Origin of the sequence: Pseudomonas sp. RIT778 (assembly GCF_019718735.1) — a bacterium.
Lineage (GTDB): Bacteria > Pseudomonadota > Gammaproteobacteria > Pseudomonadales > Pseudomonadaceae > Aquipseudomonas > Aquipseudomonas aphyarum.
Window position 1 is genome coordinate 1 of sequence record NZ_JAIHBA010000034.1, and the last position, 16385, is coordinate 16385.

Consider the following 16385-nt stretch of genomic DNA (forward strand, 5'->3'; position numbering starts at 1 on the left):
CCCCTAATCCCCGTATAATCGCCCTCTTTTTCCCGAAGGCACCCCGCTCGTGGCAGACAAACGGTACAGCTGCATTGGTTTGTATAACCCCAAATCACCGGAAAACGTCGGTTCGGTGATGCGCGCCGCAGGCTGCTACGGCGTGTCGACCGTGTTCTATACCGGCAAGCGCTATGAGCGCGCCGCCGATTTCGTCACCGACACCAAGCGCGTGCACTACGACATCCCGCTGATCGGCATCGACGACCTGAAAAAGATCCTGCCGCTCAACTGCGTTCCGGTCGCCGTGGAACTGGTCGACGGCGCCCGCCCGCTGCCGGAATACACCCACCCGGATCGCGCCCTGTACATCTTCGGCCCCGAAGACGGCTCGCTGGATCAAGAGATCCGCGACTGGTGCGAAGACGTCGTGTACATCCCGACCACCGGCTGCATGAACCTCGCCGCCACGGTCAACGTCGTGCTCTACGACCGCATGGCCAAAGGCCTGAACACCCGCTCCGGGCCGAAATTCCGCTGAAACGCCGCACATCCGATGGAACGAGGTGACCGCCTGCGCAGTCAGCTTGTTTATCGATTACTCATTGCCTGGAGAAAGATCATGACCGAGCTCAAACGCGTCGAGCGTATCGAATCCACCCCGTTCCAGAGCCGTTCCGAGCAGAACGTCGAAGGCTGGGAGCGCATCGGCTCGCTGGCCGGCGGCGTGATCATGGTCGGCAAGGGCCTGCGCCGTGGCGGCGTATTCGGGCTGATTCAGGTGGCGATTGGCGGCGTGGCCATGGCCCGCGGCATCACCGGCCACAGCTCGGTGAAAAGCCTGCTGGAGAAAAGCCGTCAGGACATGAACAACGTGCGGGCGAAGATCGAGCGGGCCGGTGAGGAGCTGAGCAAGCTCAAGGCCAATGCCGAAGCGGCAACCAAAACCGCCACCGTGACCGGCAATGACTCGGTGAAATCGCCGAAAGCCGGGGTTTGACCGCTACCGAAGCAACCCGGTATCAAGGACTTTGGACGACTCGCCGAGAATGCTTTCGGCGAGTTGCACGAACTCTTTGGTGTCCACCGTCCCCAGGTGCATCGCCCCGCGCAGCACGTCATCCAGCGAGCGCTTGTTGCGGGTCTTCAGGCGAATCTCGCCGTCCAGTTCCTGTAACAACAGCACCGCTTTCGACAGCTGCGCCGGGCTGATCTGCTCGCCGCGCAGGGTCGTGACCTTCTGGCTGTCCTTGACCAGTTTCGCCTGCAACGCCTGATAACGCTCGTCGCTCATGCCGCCGGCACGGCGCACCAGTTCGATTGCGTAATACTCGGCAAAACCCTCGCTGATCCAGTCGCTGCGCTGCTCGTCGTTGATCCGTCCGAACACCTGCGCCAGCTCGCGCACCAGGGCGCTGCTGCCGCTTTCGCTGACCAGTGGCAACCGCGTGTTGAGGTAGATCGACTCCCGTGCCGCCAGGCTGCCGCGCCACATCGGGTCGTTGGCACCGACAATCAACAGCTTGCTCGGATGGCGCGGAAACACCGCCTGCACCTGCGGCCAGACGAACGTCAGCAGCGTCAGCACGTCCATCCGGCGCATGCCCTGCCCTTGCGGCGAGGCCACGGTGACTTCGGTCTCTCCCAGCCGGGTGCGGCGGCTGCCGAGGTGGCCGGCGAGCATCCAGCCGGTCGGGCGGTCGAACAGGCGTGACGGATTGTCGATGCGGAATTTGTTCTTGCCGATGCGCGGCCAGGCGGTTTCGACGCTTTTCCAGCCGTCGGGCAATTCGAAGTGCAGGCGCGCGACCAGCTCGATGCCGTCCTGCTGATCGAGCCTGGCCGGCGGTACCAGTTCTTCACCGCGCATCAGCGCCCAGGTCGGGGTCATGCGCGTGTCGAAGCTGCCGTTCTTGCGGCCGTGGCTGATGCGTACGCGGTAGGTCAGGCTGGCCTTGTCCGCCGTCGGGCGCCATACGCCGCGTGCGTGTTGGCCCGGCGTCAGTTGCCATTGGCCGTCGGCCTTGAAGTCGCTGTAATGGCTGCCATCGCCCAGATCGAAATCCAGACTGCGCACCGCTTCGCCCTTGGCGAGGGTCAGGCGCACTTCGGCCTGATCGCTCTGCGGCAGCAGGCGTACCTGATAATCCAGATCTACTTTCTTTGCCGCCCACACCGGCGCACTCAGCGCCAGCAACGTGACGATCAGCGCCCGGCGCAATCCCGTCGCCATACCTGCTCCTTGGTCAATCGTTAACCTGCGCGGAAAATCAGGTGATCTTCCCAGTCGTCTTCCGGCACGCTGCCTTCGGCGAGCATGCGCCCGGACTGGGAAATCCGTTCGTGGTGCACCGCGTCGCGATCACCGCAGACCAGGTGATGCCACAGCGGCAGATCCTTGCCTTCGCTGACCAGTCGATAACCGCAGGTCGGCGGCAGCCATTTGAATTCTTCGGCCTGGCCCGGGGTGAGCTGGATGCAGTCCGGGACAAACTTCATGCGGTTCGGGTAATCGCTGCACTGGCAGGTTTTCAGGTCCAGCAGTTTGCAGGCGATACGCGTGTAATAGACGCTGTTGTCTTCTTCATCCTCGAGCTTTTGCAGGCAGCACAGACCGCATCCGTCGCACAGCGATTCCCACTCCTCGTGATCGAGTTGATCGAGGGTTTTGCGTATCCAGAACGGTTCGACTTTGGCGGCCATGGCTCAAGCATCAACATCAGGTGGTGAAAAGGCCGCCAGTCTAGTGCCCAAGGCCCCGTGATCCAAGCGCTGGCGACTGCCGGTTGTGCAGGGCTTGTCAGTTTTTGCGCGGCCAAGTAGCTTTGCCGGTCTCACCAGGCCTTTACCGGATGCCATTAACGCTCGACCGCGTTGCCTCCGGTGAACTGCAGGCTTGCGACATAACCCCCATCGTTCAGCCCAACTGATCCCGCCGGGTTTCGCTTCCAACCTGTCCTCAAACGTAGCAAGGAATCTCTCGATGAGTGCCAACCCTCGCGTTGCCGAATACGCCATTCACCCTCAGTTCACCGATCGCTGGTCGCCCCGCGCCTTCACCGGCGAAGCGATTTCCGAAGAAACCCTGCTGAGCTTCTTCGAAGCCGCACGCTGGGCGCCGTCGGCGTACAACTCGCAGCCGTGGCGTTTTCTCTACGCCCGTCGCGACACCCCGAACTGGGAGCGTTACCTGGGCCTGCTCAATGAATTCAACCGCAGCTGGGCACAACACGCTTCGGCACTGGTGATCGTGATTTCGAAAACCACCTTCACCGCACCGGGCGCGACCGAGGAAACGCCAGCGCTGTGGCACACCTTCGACACCGGTTCCGCGTGGGGTCATCTGGCGCTGCAAGCGAGCCTGAGCGGCTGGCACACCCACGGCATGGCCGGCTTCGATCAGGAGCTGACCCGCAAGGAGCTGAACATTCCGGAGGGTTATGCGCTGCACGCCGCCGTTGCGGTGGGCAAGCTGGGTGACAAGGCAACCCTGGCGGATTACCTGCAAGCACGGGAAACGCCGAGCCCGCGTCGTCCGCTGAGCGAACTGGCGGCTGAAGGCGACTTCACCCTCTAAGCCCCGCTTGATCGTTCCCACGCTCCGCGTGGGAATGCAGCCCGTGACGCTCCGCGTCACTGGACGCGGAGCGTCCCTTGAGGCGTTCCCACGCGGAGCGTGGGAACGATCTCTCTGGACTCAGTAACCGCGTGCGAAATCCACTTCCCCACGCAACGCCTCTCCCGCCTGATACGCCCGCAAGTTATCCAGAAACAACTGCACCATCATCGGCGGCGAGGTCGGCGCCGAGCTGTGCCCGGTCAGCAGCAAGCCCCATGCGGTCCAGAATGGATGCCGTTGCGGCAGCGGCTCCTGGCGGCAGACGTCGATCACCGCGCCCGCCAGATGGCCTTCCTTCAACGCTTCGACCAGATCAGCATCGACCACCGCCACACCGCGCCCGGCGTTGATGAACAAACCGGTCGGCTTGAATTGCTTGAACAGCGCAGCGTCGTAGATATCGTGGGTGTGCTCGGTGTTGGGCAGCAGATTGACCACATAATCCACCTCGCCCACCAGCCGTGGCAGATCCGCCATCGAACCGACTTCGACAAACGGCGCTTGCTCGCGGGCGCTGCTGGCGATGCCGTACAACTCGACACCGAACGGCAGCAGGAACTGCGCCACGCTTTGGCCAATGTCACCGGTGCCGACGATCAGCACCTTGCGCCCGACCAGACTCTGACCGGTGCGGTTGTCCCACTTGCGCTCGACCTGGCTGACCAGCCGCGCCAGCACTTCACGCTCGTGGCCGAGCATGTAAGTCAGCACGTACTCGGCCATGACTTGGCCGAAAATGCCGACCGCCCGAGTCAGGCGGTAATCCCGGCGCAGGCCGTCGGCCAGTAGCGGCGTGATCCCGGCCCAGGTCGATTGCAGCCATTGTGGCTGATGGCCCTGACGCAACAGGGTCGCCAGCAGATCCGGCTGGCCCAGCCACACCGGGCAATCGACGGCCTGGCGCGCCAGTTCGGCGGAGTCGCCGCTGGTCAGCACTTCAAGCTCCGGAGCCGCCTGACGCAGCAGTCGGGCGTATATCGCGTGGTCGTGTTCAGCAATCAGAACGCGCATCTTCAAACCTTTCGCAAACCGTGCAGGCGGCCGTCCACTTCGTGGCAGCCGTCGCCGTAAAAACCGTTCCAGGGGTTACAAGAGGCCCAGGACAGGGCCTCGCGGATCAGACCGGGTCGTTGCGTCGCAGCAACTCTTCGGGCAAGTGCTCGATGTACTCTTCCTCGGCCGGTGGCATTTGCAGGTGATAGCCCTGCTTTTCGAGGTTTTCCAGGACCACGGCGATGTCTTCGCTGGCCAGCTTGCGCTCGGGGGTCAGCACCAGATCGAAGGAATGCTTGGCCTTGCCGAACGCCGCCATCAGACCTTCCGGCACGCGCTCCAGCGCATCGCTCTTGAGCACGTAAAGGTACATGCCGCTTTTCTTCGAACTTTGATAAATGGAACAAATACGTTTCAAGGCTGTTCTCCGGCGGTGGCCAGGCTGTCGAGCAGCTTCTGGCCCATCAATTCGCGGCGCCAGCCACGCAGCGAATCAGGCAATTGGTAAGGGCCCTCGGGGAAGCCGCTTTTGACCAGCGCTTCGAGGGTTTTCTTGCGCAGCATCAGTTCCGGCGCGATGCCCAGACGTTCAGCTTCGGCCTGACCGAGCGCCCGCAGCTGTTTGATCAGCGCAGCGGCTTCGATCGGCAACGGCTCCGGCACGGCTGGCGGCCATTGATCAGGCCCCACACTGCCAGAGCGCTTGATCAGATCAAGCAGAAACTCGCCGTCCTGACGCACGGTACGCGGGTGCATGTCTTCGATCTTGCCCAGCGCGCTCAGGTTGTCCGGTTGGGTCCGGGCCAGCGGCCACAGCGAGTGCTCACGCACGATGCGGTTGCGCGGCAGGTCGCGGGCGCGGGCCTCGCGTTCACGCCAGGCGCACAGCTCACGCAGCACGGCCAGTTGGGCGCGGGACAGTTTCCACGCCAGTTTGGCCTCGCGATACACCTCGTACGGATCGGTCTCGCGGCGCAGGTTGGCGACCAGTTCGGCGCCATCCTCCAGTACCCAGGCGAATTTGTCGTCAGACAGCTTCGGACGAAGTTGTACGAAAACCTCCGCCAGATGCACGGCGTCTTCGGCGGCATAGCTGATTTGCGTGTCGGACAACGGACGCTGCAACCAGTCGGAACGGGTTTCGCCCTTCGGCAGTTCGATGCCGAGCACTTCCTGCACCAGACGCGAATAGCCCATCGAGAACCCGAGGTTCAGGTAGGCAGCGGCCAGTTGGGTGTCGAACAGCGGCGCCGGCAGGCTGCCGGTCAGGCGCAGCAGGACTTCGAGGTCTTCGCTGCAGGCGTGCAGGACTTTGAGCACCGCCGGGTTTTCCAGCAACGCGGCCAAGGGTTGCCAGGCGTTGATGGTCAGCGGGTCGATCAGGTAGGCGCGTTTGCCGTCGCCGACCTGCAACAGGCCGGCAATCGGGTAGAAGGTGTCGACCCGCATGAATTCGGTGTCGAGGGCAACGAACGGCAGCTGCTGCCACTCGGCGCAAAACTGCGCGAGGCTATCGTTGTCGCGAATCCAGTGAATATCGATGGCCACACGGCTCTCCCTTCAAGAATGGCGCGCAGTATATATCGCCACCGGCGCTTTCCGCGCCTTTACAGGGCAAGAGCTTGATGAAATCTCCTGCCTGAGGGAAAGAATAGTCTTACAGAGTGAGTCTGCCGGCTCAGTCCTTGGCCAGCACCCCGTCGATCACCGCCCCCCGGCAGCCGGCAAACATGTCCAGATCCGGCTGGTAGACCTTGCTCTGCACTTCCAGCAGACCAAGCATCGAGTGAAACAGGTTGTCCTGGCTCAGCGGCTTGTCGCGGCTCATTTGCAGGCAATGGGTGTCGACCGAGTAGGACTTCTGATAGCTATCGGAGAACCACGCCAGCATCGCCACGTGTTTCTGCTGCTCCGGCGCCAGCATGTACGGCGTGCCGTGGAGGAACAGGTTGTACTCGCCCAGGGATTCGCCGTGGTCGGACAGGTACAGCATGGCGGTATCGACCTTGTCCTGATTGCTGCGCAGCACATCGATCAGGCTCGACAGCACATGGTCGGTGTACACCAGCGTGTTGTCGTAGCCGTTGACGATGCTTTCGCGGCTGCAATTGTTCAGCGCGTTGCTTTCACACACCGGGGTGAAGCGTTCGTATTCCTTCGGATAGCGTTTGAAGTATTCCGGGCCGTGGCTGCCCATCTGATGCAGGACCAGCACGGTGTCCTTGTCCAGGTGATCGATGAAGCTTTGCAGGCCTTGCAACAGGATTTCGTCGCGGCATTCGCTGTTGGCGCACAGCGCCGGGTCTTTCAGATTGCTGACGTCCTGCAAGGTGACGCGATCGCAGGTGCCCTTGCAGCCGGACTGGTTGTCGCGCCAGATCACATCGATCCCGGCACGCTTGAGCACGTCCAGCAGCCCTTCTTCATTCTTCGCCTTGCTGGCGTCGTAATCCTTGCGCCCCATGTTGGAGAACATGCACGGCACCGACACGGCGGTTTCCGTGCCACAGGAATGCACATCGGTGAAGGCGATCAGGCCGGCTTCCTTGTCCAGTTTCGGCGTGGTGTCGCGGTCATAGCCGAGGATGCCGAAGTTTTCCGCCCGGGCACTTTCCCCCACCACCAGCACCGTCAGGGATTTGCGCGGATGGTTCTGCACGGCGGCATTGCGCTGGGCGTCTTCGCCGATCGTGACGAACGGTTGCTGCGCTGAAGCCACCTGCTCACGCAGATAACCGGCCGAGGCGCCGATGTAGTTGCTCGGCACCAGCATCAGGCGAATTTCGTGGTGATTGCGAAACAGCGACGACAGCCCTTGATAATTGGCCAGCGCGACGCCGCCAATGACCGCGACCGACGCGACACTTACCACAACTTTACTTAATAACTCGCGATGCCAGCGACGATAGTTGACTGGAACTTTCCACAACAACCAGGACGGCAAGACACCCAGAAAAACGATATAAGCCAGCAACTTCAAAGACAGCAGATCCCGCACTTCAGTGGCATTGGTTTCGGCAAAGTTTCTAAACATGCCGGCATCGATCATTACACCGTATTGGCTCATGAAATAAGCCACGCCGGCGCTGACCAGAAACAACAACGTCAACACGGGTTTCAACACGGGTCGAAACGCCAGCAACGTCAGCACGATGTTATACGCCGCGAAGATCATCACCCCGAACGCAATGCGCATGGCAATGCCTTTGCCGTCCGCAGTGGTGATGTCGAACAGGTGCTGCCAGAGAACGAAATTGAATCCGGTCAAAAGAAAGGCGCTGGCAAACAACGTCACCCATTCCGGGCGCACGGCTTTTAACTTGAACATGGCGAGGGGCTATTTCCTTGAAAGAAGTGCCGTCGTCAATTGTGAAAATTTCATTGACTCAGACAACACAAACTTTAAGCAGGCAACCATCAATTTTTTGTGAAAAAGAAGCCAACGATTAGTTGGCCCATGAAATAACCATGAAACTTTCGGAGTATTTGAGAATGGTTCAGCTGTGGTTCAGTCGCGGGCGACGAGGTCGCCGTATCGAATTTCTCGATAGCGCTCCCGACTTTCTGATTTGCCGCCCCGCTCGCCTGCCCGCCTAATCGACCGCCTCTGGTTCAAAGGTCTGAAGATGGAAAACGTTCGCGCCACTGCCCGCCCCGCTGCCTGGCTGATGCTCGGCATCATCCTGGTCGCCCTCAACCTGCGCCCGTCGATGGCGGCGGTCGGGCCCTTGCTCTCGGCCATTCGCGGCGATATGGCGCTGAGTTTCAGTCTCGCAGCGTTGCTGACCCTGCTGCCGGTGATGGCGATGGGGCTGGCGATGTTTTTCGGTATGGCGGTCAGTCAGCGCCTCGGTGAACAGCGCACGGTGCTGCTGTCGTTGTTGATCATTGGCGGGGCGACGCTGTCGCGGCTGTTTCTCGATTCGGCGGGCGGATTGATCGCCAGCGCCGTGCTGGCCGGGATCGGCATTGCACTGATCCAAGCCTTGATGCCCGCGCTGATCAAATCGCGGTTTCCCGACAACGTGGCGCTGTGCATGGGCCTTTACGTCACTTCGATCATGGGCGGCGCGGCGCTGGCCGCTTCGTTCGCTCCGTGGGTGCTGATGCAGACCGGCAACTGGCGGGCGGGACTGGCCGTCTGGGCAGTTTTGGCATTGCTCGCCATTCCTGTGTGGTGGGCAACCCGAACTACGTCACCGGACGTCACCCGATCTGTTATCAGAAAAGAATCCTTCTTCACGAATTTCCGCGCATGGCTGCTTGCGATCTTCTTCGGTCTCGGCACTGCGTCCTACACCTGCGTGCTCGCCTGGCTGGCGCCGTACTACGTGGAAAAGGGCTGGAGCGAACAAAACGCCGGCCTGATGTTGGGTTTTCTGACGGCCATGGAGGTTATTTCCGGGCTGGTGGTGCCCGCCATCGCCAATCGCAGCCGTGACCGACGCCTGGTGCTCGGCACCCTGCTCGGCCTGATCATCGCCGGATTTCTGGGTCTGATCCTCAGCCCTCAGCACCTGAGCCTGCTGTGGCCCTGCCTGCTCGGACTGGGCATTGGCGGACTGTTCCCGATGAGCCTGATCGTGTCCCTAGATCATCTCGACGAACCGCAACGTGCCGGCGGGCTCACAGCCTTCGTACAAGGCATCGGTTACCTGATTGCCGGGCTTTCGCCCCTGATGGCCGGCATGGTTCGTGATCGACTGGGCAGCTTCGAGTGGGCCTGGTGGTCCCTGACGGCAGTGATGGCGCTCATGCTGCTGATGGTGCTGCGTTTCAACCCACGGCATTACGCCCGACACATGGGCTGATCGGGCGAATGGCAGGCCGACGCGTCTGGATAAAGGCTTCTGGCCACCTTTTCCGGGTTTGATTGTGTACGTCGTGTTACTAAAACTTTCTGTCCCACAACTGACCGTGAAAAGTCCTACAGGGCTTTCTCCTGGCACCATCGTTCCGTTACGATCATGCGCACACGTTTGCGCGGATTCGGCGCAAGGAGCACAGCGAGACAGAACGGATGCTGAACAGTAACTTGCTTAGAAAGCTCGACATGCAGGATCTCATGGTGTTTGTCGCCGTGTATGAGCAAAGCAGCGTCACCGACGTGTCGGAGGCGCTGTTCGTCAGCCAGTCCACCGTCAGTTACTGCCTGAAAAAACTGCGCACCAGCTTCGAAGACGATTTGTTCGTCAACACCCGCACCGGCATGCGCCCGACCTACAAGGCCAGCAGCATGTACGGCCATGTGCAGAAAATCCTCGAAAGCATCAACCTCTGCCACGCCGGCGCCCCGACTTTCGATCCGATGGCGCAACCGGTGACCTTCAACATCTGCGCCCCGGAATACTTCGAGCAACTGATCCTGCCACGGATGTTGAAGCGCTTTGACTTCGATGACTTGCCGGTGATGGTCAACATGCACAAGTTCGAAACCGACGTGCCGGTCGAAGAATTGCGCGACGGCAGCCTCGATCTGGTGATCTGCTTCGGCCCGCACTTCCATCGCAGCCACGCCGACCTGAAATCACGCATGCTGCTGGAAGATGACCTGGTCTGCGTCTTCGACAAACGCGCCACGCCGCTGGAGCCGCGCCTGAGTCTGCAAGCTTTCACCGAACGCCGGTATGTGTTCCCGACACCGTGGACATCGACCACCAACATGGTCGATGGCTGGCTGGCGCGGCAGGCGCAGAAACGCCAGATCGTCGCCCGCTCCAACAGTTACAGCGCGGCGTTGAAGATGATCACCGGCACCGATTTCATCCTGACCCTGCCCCGGCGGATCCAGCGTTTGCTGACCAACGACGCCGTGTTCAATCACTGCGAGGCGCCGAACGGTCTGCCGGGGTTCACCCTCGACATGCAATGGAGCCACAACGTCGATCAGGACAGCGCCAACCTCTGGCTGCGCGAGCAGGTCATCAAGACCTGCGCGGAGCTTGAGGCAGCCTGAGTCTTACACGCCGATGGCGGTCTTGTTGTAGGACTCGCGGTCGATGTCGAGCAGTTCCACACTCAACTGCACCTCGACCCCGGCCGGCCATTCGCACAGATCCTGCAACACCGCCAACAGACTCTGCGAGAGCTGCTTCTTGATCTCCGGAGAACGCCCGCTGAGCAGCGCCAGCCTCACCGCGACAAAGGCGCGCTCGTTCATGGCGGTGCCGACCTTGAAGGTTTCAACCTTGATCGCACGGCTCTTGATGTCGAATTCCGCCGCGAACTGACCGGAACCCACCAGCGTGTTATTGAGCCGGATCAACGCCACGTCGGCGTTCAGTTGCGGCAGGTTGGCGGTGTATTCCAGGTGCAGGTGTGGCATCTCGGTGCTCCAGTGGTTCGGCGGAAAGGTCGTACATATAACACAGCGACGCCTGACTCACGCCAACGACGACATCACCGGCCGCTCACTCATGAACTGCTCCAGCCGCGAACGCAACCAGCGCTCGGCCGGGTCACTGTCGACGTGGCTGAGCCAGACCATCGACAGGTCGAGGGTCGGGGTCTTGAACGGAAACGGCTCCTTGAACAAGAACCCGGAAGCGGCCATGGCGTCGGCGGTGTAATCCGGCAGGCTGGCGATCAGGTCGGTGCCGGCCAGCAGCGCCGGCAACGAACTGTATTGCGGCACCGACAACACCACCTGACGGGTCCGACCGATGTCCGCCAGCCACTCATCGGCGTAGCCACTGACATTGGCGGTGTGGGAAACCAGCACGTGAGGGCGTGCGCAATATTCATCGAGGGTCAGCGGCGTGTCGGACTTGTCGGCGCGCAGGATGCTCGGCTGGATGTGCCGCAGCAGTTTGCGTTTGGCGTTGGCCGGCAGGCCGCGGGTCTGGCTGATGCCGACGGTAATGTCGCCCGCCGCCAGCAGATCGGGAATCCGCCAGTAATCGACGTGCTGCACCACGAACACCACGCTCGGCGCTTCCTGGCGCAAGGCACGCAACAACGGTGGCAGCAGGCCGAATTCGACGTCATCCGACAGACCGATTCGGAAGGTCATGGTGCTGACGGCAGGATCGAAATCCCGGGTCAGGCTGAGCGCCACCGACAGCGAGTCGAGCGCGGGCTTCAGATGGCGATAAATATCTTCGGCGCGGGCGGTCGGCTCCATGCGATGGCCGACGCGGATGAACAACGGATCGTTAAGCATGGTGCGCAGACGGTTGAGCGCCGAGCTGATGGTCGGCTGGCCGAGAAACAGTTTCTCGGCAGCACGGGTCACGTTGCGTTCGAGCATCAAGGTCTCGAACACCACCATCAGGTTGATGTCGGCCTTGCGTAGTTCATTGCGGTTCATCCATTGCCCCCCGATCCCCAGATTGCGGCAGTGTAGAAAGGCCGTGGGGGCGGCGTCCATCGAAACGGTGCGTCATTGCACCGTCAGCGTCTTCAGCCCCAGACCCATGATCCGCGAATCATCGTTGATACCCAGCTGCCGAGGGCTGACGGCGTCCGGCAACTGCAATTCGATATCGAGCCGGTCATCGTTACCGAGGCGCTGGTTGAGCGCGGCGCTGATCGGGATTTCCAGGCGATTGCCTTGAAACTGCGTCAAACGGGTCTCCAGTACCTGTTGGCCATTCAGACTGACGATCACCCGCTGGTCGGGGTGCCCGGGCGAGATGAAAGCCAGCGCGTCGATCACGATCGAACGCACCGGCGGCTGCACCCGCAATTGGATTTTCGGCTGTCGCCCCTCTGTCCACGTCCCCCAGCTTTCCGGCTTCGACCAGCCGCTGACCAGTTGCCGATTACGATAATTGAAGGTCAGTGTTTGCCCTGGACGAGTAAGGGGCGCGAGCAAAATCTGCCGCCCTTCATCGGGCACCTGCAGGCACTCACGGCAGCGTTTCCAGCCCGGCGCCAGCACCGCCACCCCGTCCACGCGCGTCAGCAGATCGGTTTCACTGTTGATGCTCCGTGCGGCATCGACCAGAGCATCGTCATCAAGAAGGTACAAAGAGTCCGCGTCGTACTGCCCCGACTCGAGCATCGCGCGTGCTTTCTGCTGTGCTTGCGCCAGCGCCGAAGTGCTCATGCGTCCCAGATACACCGCATCGGTTTTCATCCCGTGGGTCGCTGCGAAACCGGCGATCATCTGCCAGCGATCGCTCTGATTCTGCGGCATCAGGCTGCGCACATTGACATAACGGGCAGCAGCACTGGCCCAGAAGGGATGCGTCATCGGACTGCTCCAGGACGATGACGGCGTCAGCGTTTTCCCCTGCCTGATGGCCATCCAGCCATCGCGGGTGTCGGCCACCTGGATCAACAATGCGACGGCCAGCAGACCGATGGCGATGCGTGGCCGATAACCGCGTACCACCAGAAAAATCATGGTCAGGACGCAGGCGTACAACACCGGCCAGAACATCCGCCCCGAGGCGCGAAAAATACTGGCCAGGGCGATGATTCGATCGGGTAGCGGATACTCGAACGTCAACGTGCCTATGCCTATTCGGTTCGACAGCGCGAACAGCCATAAACCGAGCATGGCCACCAGCAGCCATGGACGAGCACGCCATTCATCCTTCAAAAGTCGCCGGTTTCGCAGCCAGGCCAGAAAAGCCGGCGGCACCAGCAACAGAACACCCAGGCCAAAGTAGTTGAAACCTTCGTAATCCCCCTCTTCTTTCGGCAGACCGGGAAGGAGACGGGACCAGCCTGCCGGATCGGCGGGCGACAGCAGATTCATCCGGTACAAACCGAAACCACCGGATGCCGCGCCATCGGCAATGCTGAAGTAACCGGCCTGCCAGCTACACACGCTCACCAGCGCGAAAATCGCGCCGCCCTCGATCAGCCCCTGACCCCGGGTCAATGACCGACTGAATGTCTTGCCCAACAGGTCAGCCAGCCAGATCAGCGCAACCATTGCCAATAAGTAGGCATGCACCCCGGCCGTCACCGCCAGCAACGTGCCCCACGCCAGGCGACGACGTTGCAGATCCTGCAGCAACGCCAGGTACAGCGCCGCCAGAACCAGGAAATGGCCCGCCAGGGAAAGGTGCCCCACAAGGCGAAAAAACATCACCGGCGAAAACGCCAGCAACCCTGCGCCCAGAAGGCGAATCACGGGATGAGGCGTCATCAACCCCAGCAGTTTCCAGCCGAACCAGGCTTGCAGGACACAACAGGCCAGCAGCCACAAACCGAAATACTGGAAGGTGTCGGGTAACCAGGCACTGAACGGCTTGAACAACAGCGCGAGCAGTGGATTGGAGTCGGAAAAAATGATCGCGCTGCCCAGCTCCAGGCCGTAGGACGGATTGAGCCCGAGCGGGAATGTCCAGGGCCCATGCCGAAAAAACGCCCACCCCAGATAATGCGTGGCCGGATCGCCCTGTTCCAGCCAGGCGATGTTCTGCGGGTTCAGCGCTTGCGGTCCGACCACCAGAAAAAACACCAGAACACCCAAGAACAATGGCAGCAGGGAAAGTTCCGGATGCTCCCGTGAATCCGTCATCGATATGTCCAGAAGTTGTGCAGTACAAAAGTGAATGCCGGAATCGTCAGCGCCACGGCAACGATTCCGGCGAGATAGTGCAGCCCGGCCATCTGTGCCGCCCAGGCCACGAACATCGCCAACAGAAAGCCCCCCACCGAAACCAGCATGAAACGCAGCAAGGTTTTACCGTGCAGTCGGGCTGAAAAGCTCCAGGTGGTGTTGATCACGTAAGACACCACCGTCGCCACGATAAAGGCCACGCCGTTGGCCAGGGGTGGCTGGTGGCTGACGAAGTTGATGAACAGCACCGCCACCAGCGCATGCAGCGCGGTGACGAACAATCCGGTCACGGCGAAACGCAGACCGCGCTGGATCAATGCGGACTTTTCGGCGGACGTCACGGTTTGCGCGCCAGCACGAACACGCTCAAACCGGCGAGGCGATTCATGCCCATCAACGGCAGCTCGAGGCTGCACAGGGTTTTCAGCAGCGTATTGACCAGCGGATGATGTTTTTTCAGCTGCGAACGCGGTGCCGAACCCCGAGCACCGCCGGGTATCAGGCGCGATGCCAGCGCAATCGGGAAAACCGCTCCGAAATAATAGGCGCCCCGCTCTACCGCCAACCCGGCGTTACCCGCCAGAGCCTCGAATTGCCCCAGCGTGTAGCGACGTTTGTGTTCGAGAAAATCATCGTGCCCGCTCCACATGAACTGGAACGCCGGTACGGTCATCAGGAAGCGACTGCCGGACGGCACTTTATCGACGTAGGACTTGAGCAGGCCGAGGTCGTCATCAACGTGTTCCAGCACATCCATCAGCAACACCAGATCCGCGTCCACGCTGTCGATAGAGCGACGATAGTGCACCGGTTTTCCGGCGGTGGTGGCGCTGGATTCGGCCGGGTAACTGATGTCCACGCACCACGCTTCGCGTGCCGCCGTGTGGGTCAATAAATGGTGGGAAAAAAAGCCTGAGCCGGCACCGACATCGAGAATTCGCTTGATCGGCGCGTCACCCAGCAAGCGCCCGGTGGCGGCCGCTTTGGAGCAGTAATACCAATGCTCGCCGATGCTGTCGCCGAGGATGTCGGTTTCCTTGAGGTCCATCGGTCAGTCCTTGGGATCGTAAACGCGGCGCACCAGAAAGACCGGTCGGCGCTTGGCTTCAATGTAAGTGCGCCCCAGGTATTCACCGAGTACGCCAATGCCGATCAGTTGCAGGCCACCGAGGAATGTCACGGCCACCATCAGCGACGCATAACCGGGCAGATCGACACCGTACAGCAGCGTGCGCACCACGATGAACATGGCAAAGGCAAACGACACCAGCGACACCATCGCCCCCAGATACGTCCAGATCCGTAGCGGTTCAGTGCTGAAACTGGTGATGCCTTCCAGCGCAAAATTCCACAGTCGCCAGCCATTGAATTTAGTCTGCCCCGCTGCCCGCTCCGGGCGCTCGTATTCGACTTGCGTGGTGCGAAATCCGACCCAGGCGAACAGGCCTTTCATGAAGCGTCGGGATTCGGGCAGCGTCAGCAGCGCGTCGACCACGCAGCGATCCATCAGCCGGAAATCACCGACGTTTTCCGGCAATGACTGTTCGGCAATTCTGTTGTGCAGGCGATAGAACCAGCTGGCGGAAGTCTGCTTGGCCCAGGAGTCGCTGCGCCGGCTGATGCGGTGGCCAAGCACCACTTCAAAACCTTCGCGCCAGCGCTCGATCATTTGCAGAATGACCTCGGGCGGATCCTGCAGATCAACGTCGATCGGCACCACGATCTGCCCGGTGGCGATCTGCAAACCGGCGGACAGCGCCGCTTCCTTGCCGAAATTGCGGCTCAGATCAACGATGCGGATGCTTGAGTCGCTCTGCTGGCAGTTCAGGAGACGTTCCAGCGTCGTATCGGAACTGCCGTCGTTGACGAACACCAGTTCGAGGCTGATCCGGGAATCACCCTCGAACACCTGACGAATGCGCAGGAGAAAACCGTCGAGGCTGTCCTCTTCGTTGAACACGGGAACCACCAGCGACAACTTCACCGGGCCCGCGTGCTGCGTTCCATTCGGATGGGTCAATGGACTGCTCTTTTTTTATAGTGATTGTCGGTCGCCGAACGCTGTTCGACGCCATGAGCCGCACCGTATTAAGCAGCAGCCCGAAATGTCATGCAAGGGTGAAACGACGGCGTTCCGGCCAATCCAAAGGCCGATTCCTGCGCTCTGGCCCGCGCCTTTCAGAAACATCCACGAACGATTGGAAACAAATCCCCGATAGCCAAAAATCCGCGCTCCGCTAGGCTTGCGTCGAGGCGTCACACAGGTTGTCGCAC

At 61.0% G+C, this 16385-nt stretch carries 17 protein-coding genes; 5 read left to right on the forward strand and 12 right to left on the reverse strand.

Annotated features, from left to right (window positions below; all coding sequences use genetic code 11):
• Positions 1-49: 49 nt before the first annotated feature.
• Both K5E37_RS22775 and K5E37_RS22780 read left to right on the forward strand, forming a co-directional pair.
• Entirely contained in the window at positions 50-520 is a 471-nt protein-coding gene (locus K5E37_RS22775; protein WP_007958066.1) for an RNA methyltransferase, read from the forward strand.
• 81 nt (positions 521-601) lie between these two features.
• Positions 602-979 (forward strand): DUF2892 domain-containing protein, encoded by a 378-nt coding sequence (locus K5E37_RS22780; protein WP_007958064.1) that lies wholly within the window; start codon positions 602-604, stop codon positions 977-979.
• Between the two features lie 3 nt (positions 980-982).
• On the opposite strand, the gene K5E37_RS22785 is transcribed toward K5E37_RS22780, so the two are convergent.
• Both K5E37_RS22785 and K5E37_RS22790 read right to left on the reverse strand, forming a co-directional pair.
• Positions 983-2212 (reverse strand): hypothetical protein, encoded by a 1230-nt coding sequence (locus K5E37_RS22785; RefSeq protein WP_221535236.1) that lies wholly within the window; start codon positions 2210-2212, stop codon positions 983-985.
• A gap of 20 nt (positions 2213-2232) precedes the next feature.
• Positions 2233-2682, reverse strand: a complete 450-nt coding sequence (locus tag K5E37_RS22790; RefSeq protein ID WP_007958058.1) for a YcgN family cysteine cluster protein — start codon at positions 2680-2682, stop codon at positions 2233-2235.
• 280 nt (positions 2683-2962) lie between these two features.
• Here K5E37_RS22790 and K5E37_RS22795 point away from each other — a divergent pair, with 280 nt between their 5' ends.
• Entirely contained in the window at positions 2963-3556 is a 594-nt protein-coding gene (locus tag K5E37_RS22795; RefSeq protein WP_085605592.1) for a nitroreductase family protein, read from the forward strand.
• A 120-nt stretch (positions 3557-3676) separates the two neighbouring features.
• Here the strand turns inward: K5E37_RS22795 and K5E37_RS22800 are convergent, their stop codons facing one another.
• The 4 genes from K5E37_RS22800 to K5E37_RS22815 form a co-directional block, all read right to left on the reverse strand.
• Positions 3677-4609 (reverse strand): D-2-hydroxyacid dehydrogenase, encoded by a 933-nt coding sequence (locus tag K5E37_RS22800; RefSeq protein WP_085605590.1) that lies wholly within the window; start codon positions 4607-4609, stop codon positions 3677-3679.
• A 106-nt stretch (positions 4610-4715) separates the two neighbouring features.
• Positions 4716-5009 (reverse strand): YcgL domain-containing protein, encoded by a 294-nt coding sequence (locus tag K5E37_RS22805; RefSeq protein WP_007958052.1) that lies wholly within the window; start codon positions 5007-5009, stop codon positions 4716-4718.
• A complete protein-coding gene (rnd, locus tag K5E37_RS22810; RefSeq protein WP_007958043.1) occupies positions 5006-6139 on the reverse strand; it encodes a ribonuclease D in 1134 nt (377 codons plus the stop codon). Before rnd ends, K5E37_RS22805 begins: the two co-directional genes overlap by 4 nt.
• A 130-nt stretch (positions 6140-6269) precedes the next feature.
• Positions 6270-7919: a phosphoethanolamine transferase gene (locus K5E37_RS22815; protein ID WP_221535237.1), complete on the reverse strand. Its 1650-nt coding sequence runs from the start codon at positions 7917-7919 to the stop codon at positions 6270-6272.
• A gap of 298 nt (positions 7920-8217) precedes the next feature.
• Here K5E37_RS22815 and K5E37_RS22820 point away from each other — a divergent pair, with 298 nt between their 5' ends.
• Together K5E37_RS22820 and K5E37_RS22825 are read left to right on the forward strand one after the other, a co-directional pair.
• Positions 8218-9402 (forward strand): cyanate transporter, encoded by a 1185-nt coding sequence (locus K5E37_RS22820; RefSeq protein WP_221535238.1) that lies wholly within the window; start codon positions 8218-8220, stop codon positions 9400-9402.
• Between the two features lie 209 nt (positions 9403-9611).
• Positions 9612-10547 carry a LysR family transcriptional regulator gene (locus K5E37_RS22825; RefSeq protein ID WP_221535239.1) on the forward strand — a complete coding sequence of 312 codons (936 nt, stop codon included), beginning with the start codon at positions 9612-9614 and terminating at the stop codon, positions 10545-10547.
• A gap of 3 nt (positions 10548-10550) precedes the next feature.
• Here the strand turns inward: K5E37_RS22825 and K5E37_RS22830 are convergent, their stop codons facing one another.
• The 6 genes from K5E37_RS22830 to K5E37_RS22855 form a co-directional block, all read right to left on the reverse strand.
• Entirely contained in the window at positions 10551-10916 is a 366-nt protein-coding gene (locus K5E37_RS22830; RefSeq protein ID WP_221535240.1) for a 5-carboxymethyl-2-hydroxymuconate Delta-isomerase, read from the reverse strand.
• A gap of 57 nt (positions 10917-10973) precedes the next feature.
• A complete protein-coding gene (locus K5E37_RS22835) occupies positions 10974-11900 on the reverse strand; it encodes a LysR substrate-binding domain-containing protein (RefSeq protein ID WP_045121852.1) in 927 nt (308 codons plus the stop codon).
• A 72-nt stretch (positions 11901-11972) separates the two neighbouring features.
• Entirely contained in the window at positions 11973-14069 is a 2097-nt protein-coding gene (locus tag K5E37_RS22840) for a DUF6311 domain-containing protein (protein WP_221535241.1), read from the reverse strand.
• Positions 14066-14452, reverse strand: a complete 387-nt coding sequence (locus K5E37_RS22845) for a GtrA family protein (protein ID WP_221535242.1) — start codon at positions 14450-14452, stop codon at positions 14066-14068. The genes K5E37_RS22840 and K5E37_RS22845 overlap by 4 nt, the downstream gene beginning before the upstream one ends.
• On the reverse strand, positions 14449-15159 hold the full coding sequence (locus K5E37_RS22850) for a bifunctional 2-polyprenyl-6-hydroxyphenol methylase/3-demethylubiquinol 3-O-methyltransferase UbiG (RefSeq protein WP_221535243.1): 711 nt from the start codon (positions 15157-15159) through the stop codon (positions 14449-14451). The genes K5E37_RS22845 and K5E37_RS22850 overlap by 4 nt, the downstream gene beginning before the upstream one ends.
• A gap of 3 nt (positions 15160-15162) precedes the next feature.
• Positions 15163-16131: a glycosyltransferase family 2 protein gene (locus K5E37_RS22855; protein ID WP_221535244.1), complete on the reverse strand. Its 969-nt coding sequence runs from the start codon at positions 16129-16131 to the stop codon at positions 15163-15165.
• Positions 16132-16385: the final 254 nt, after the last annotated feature.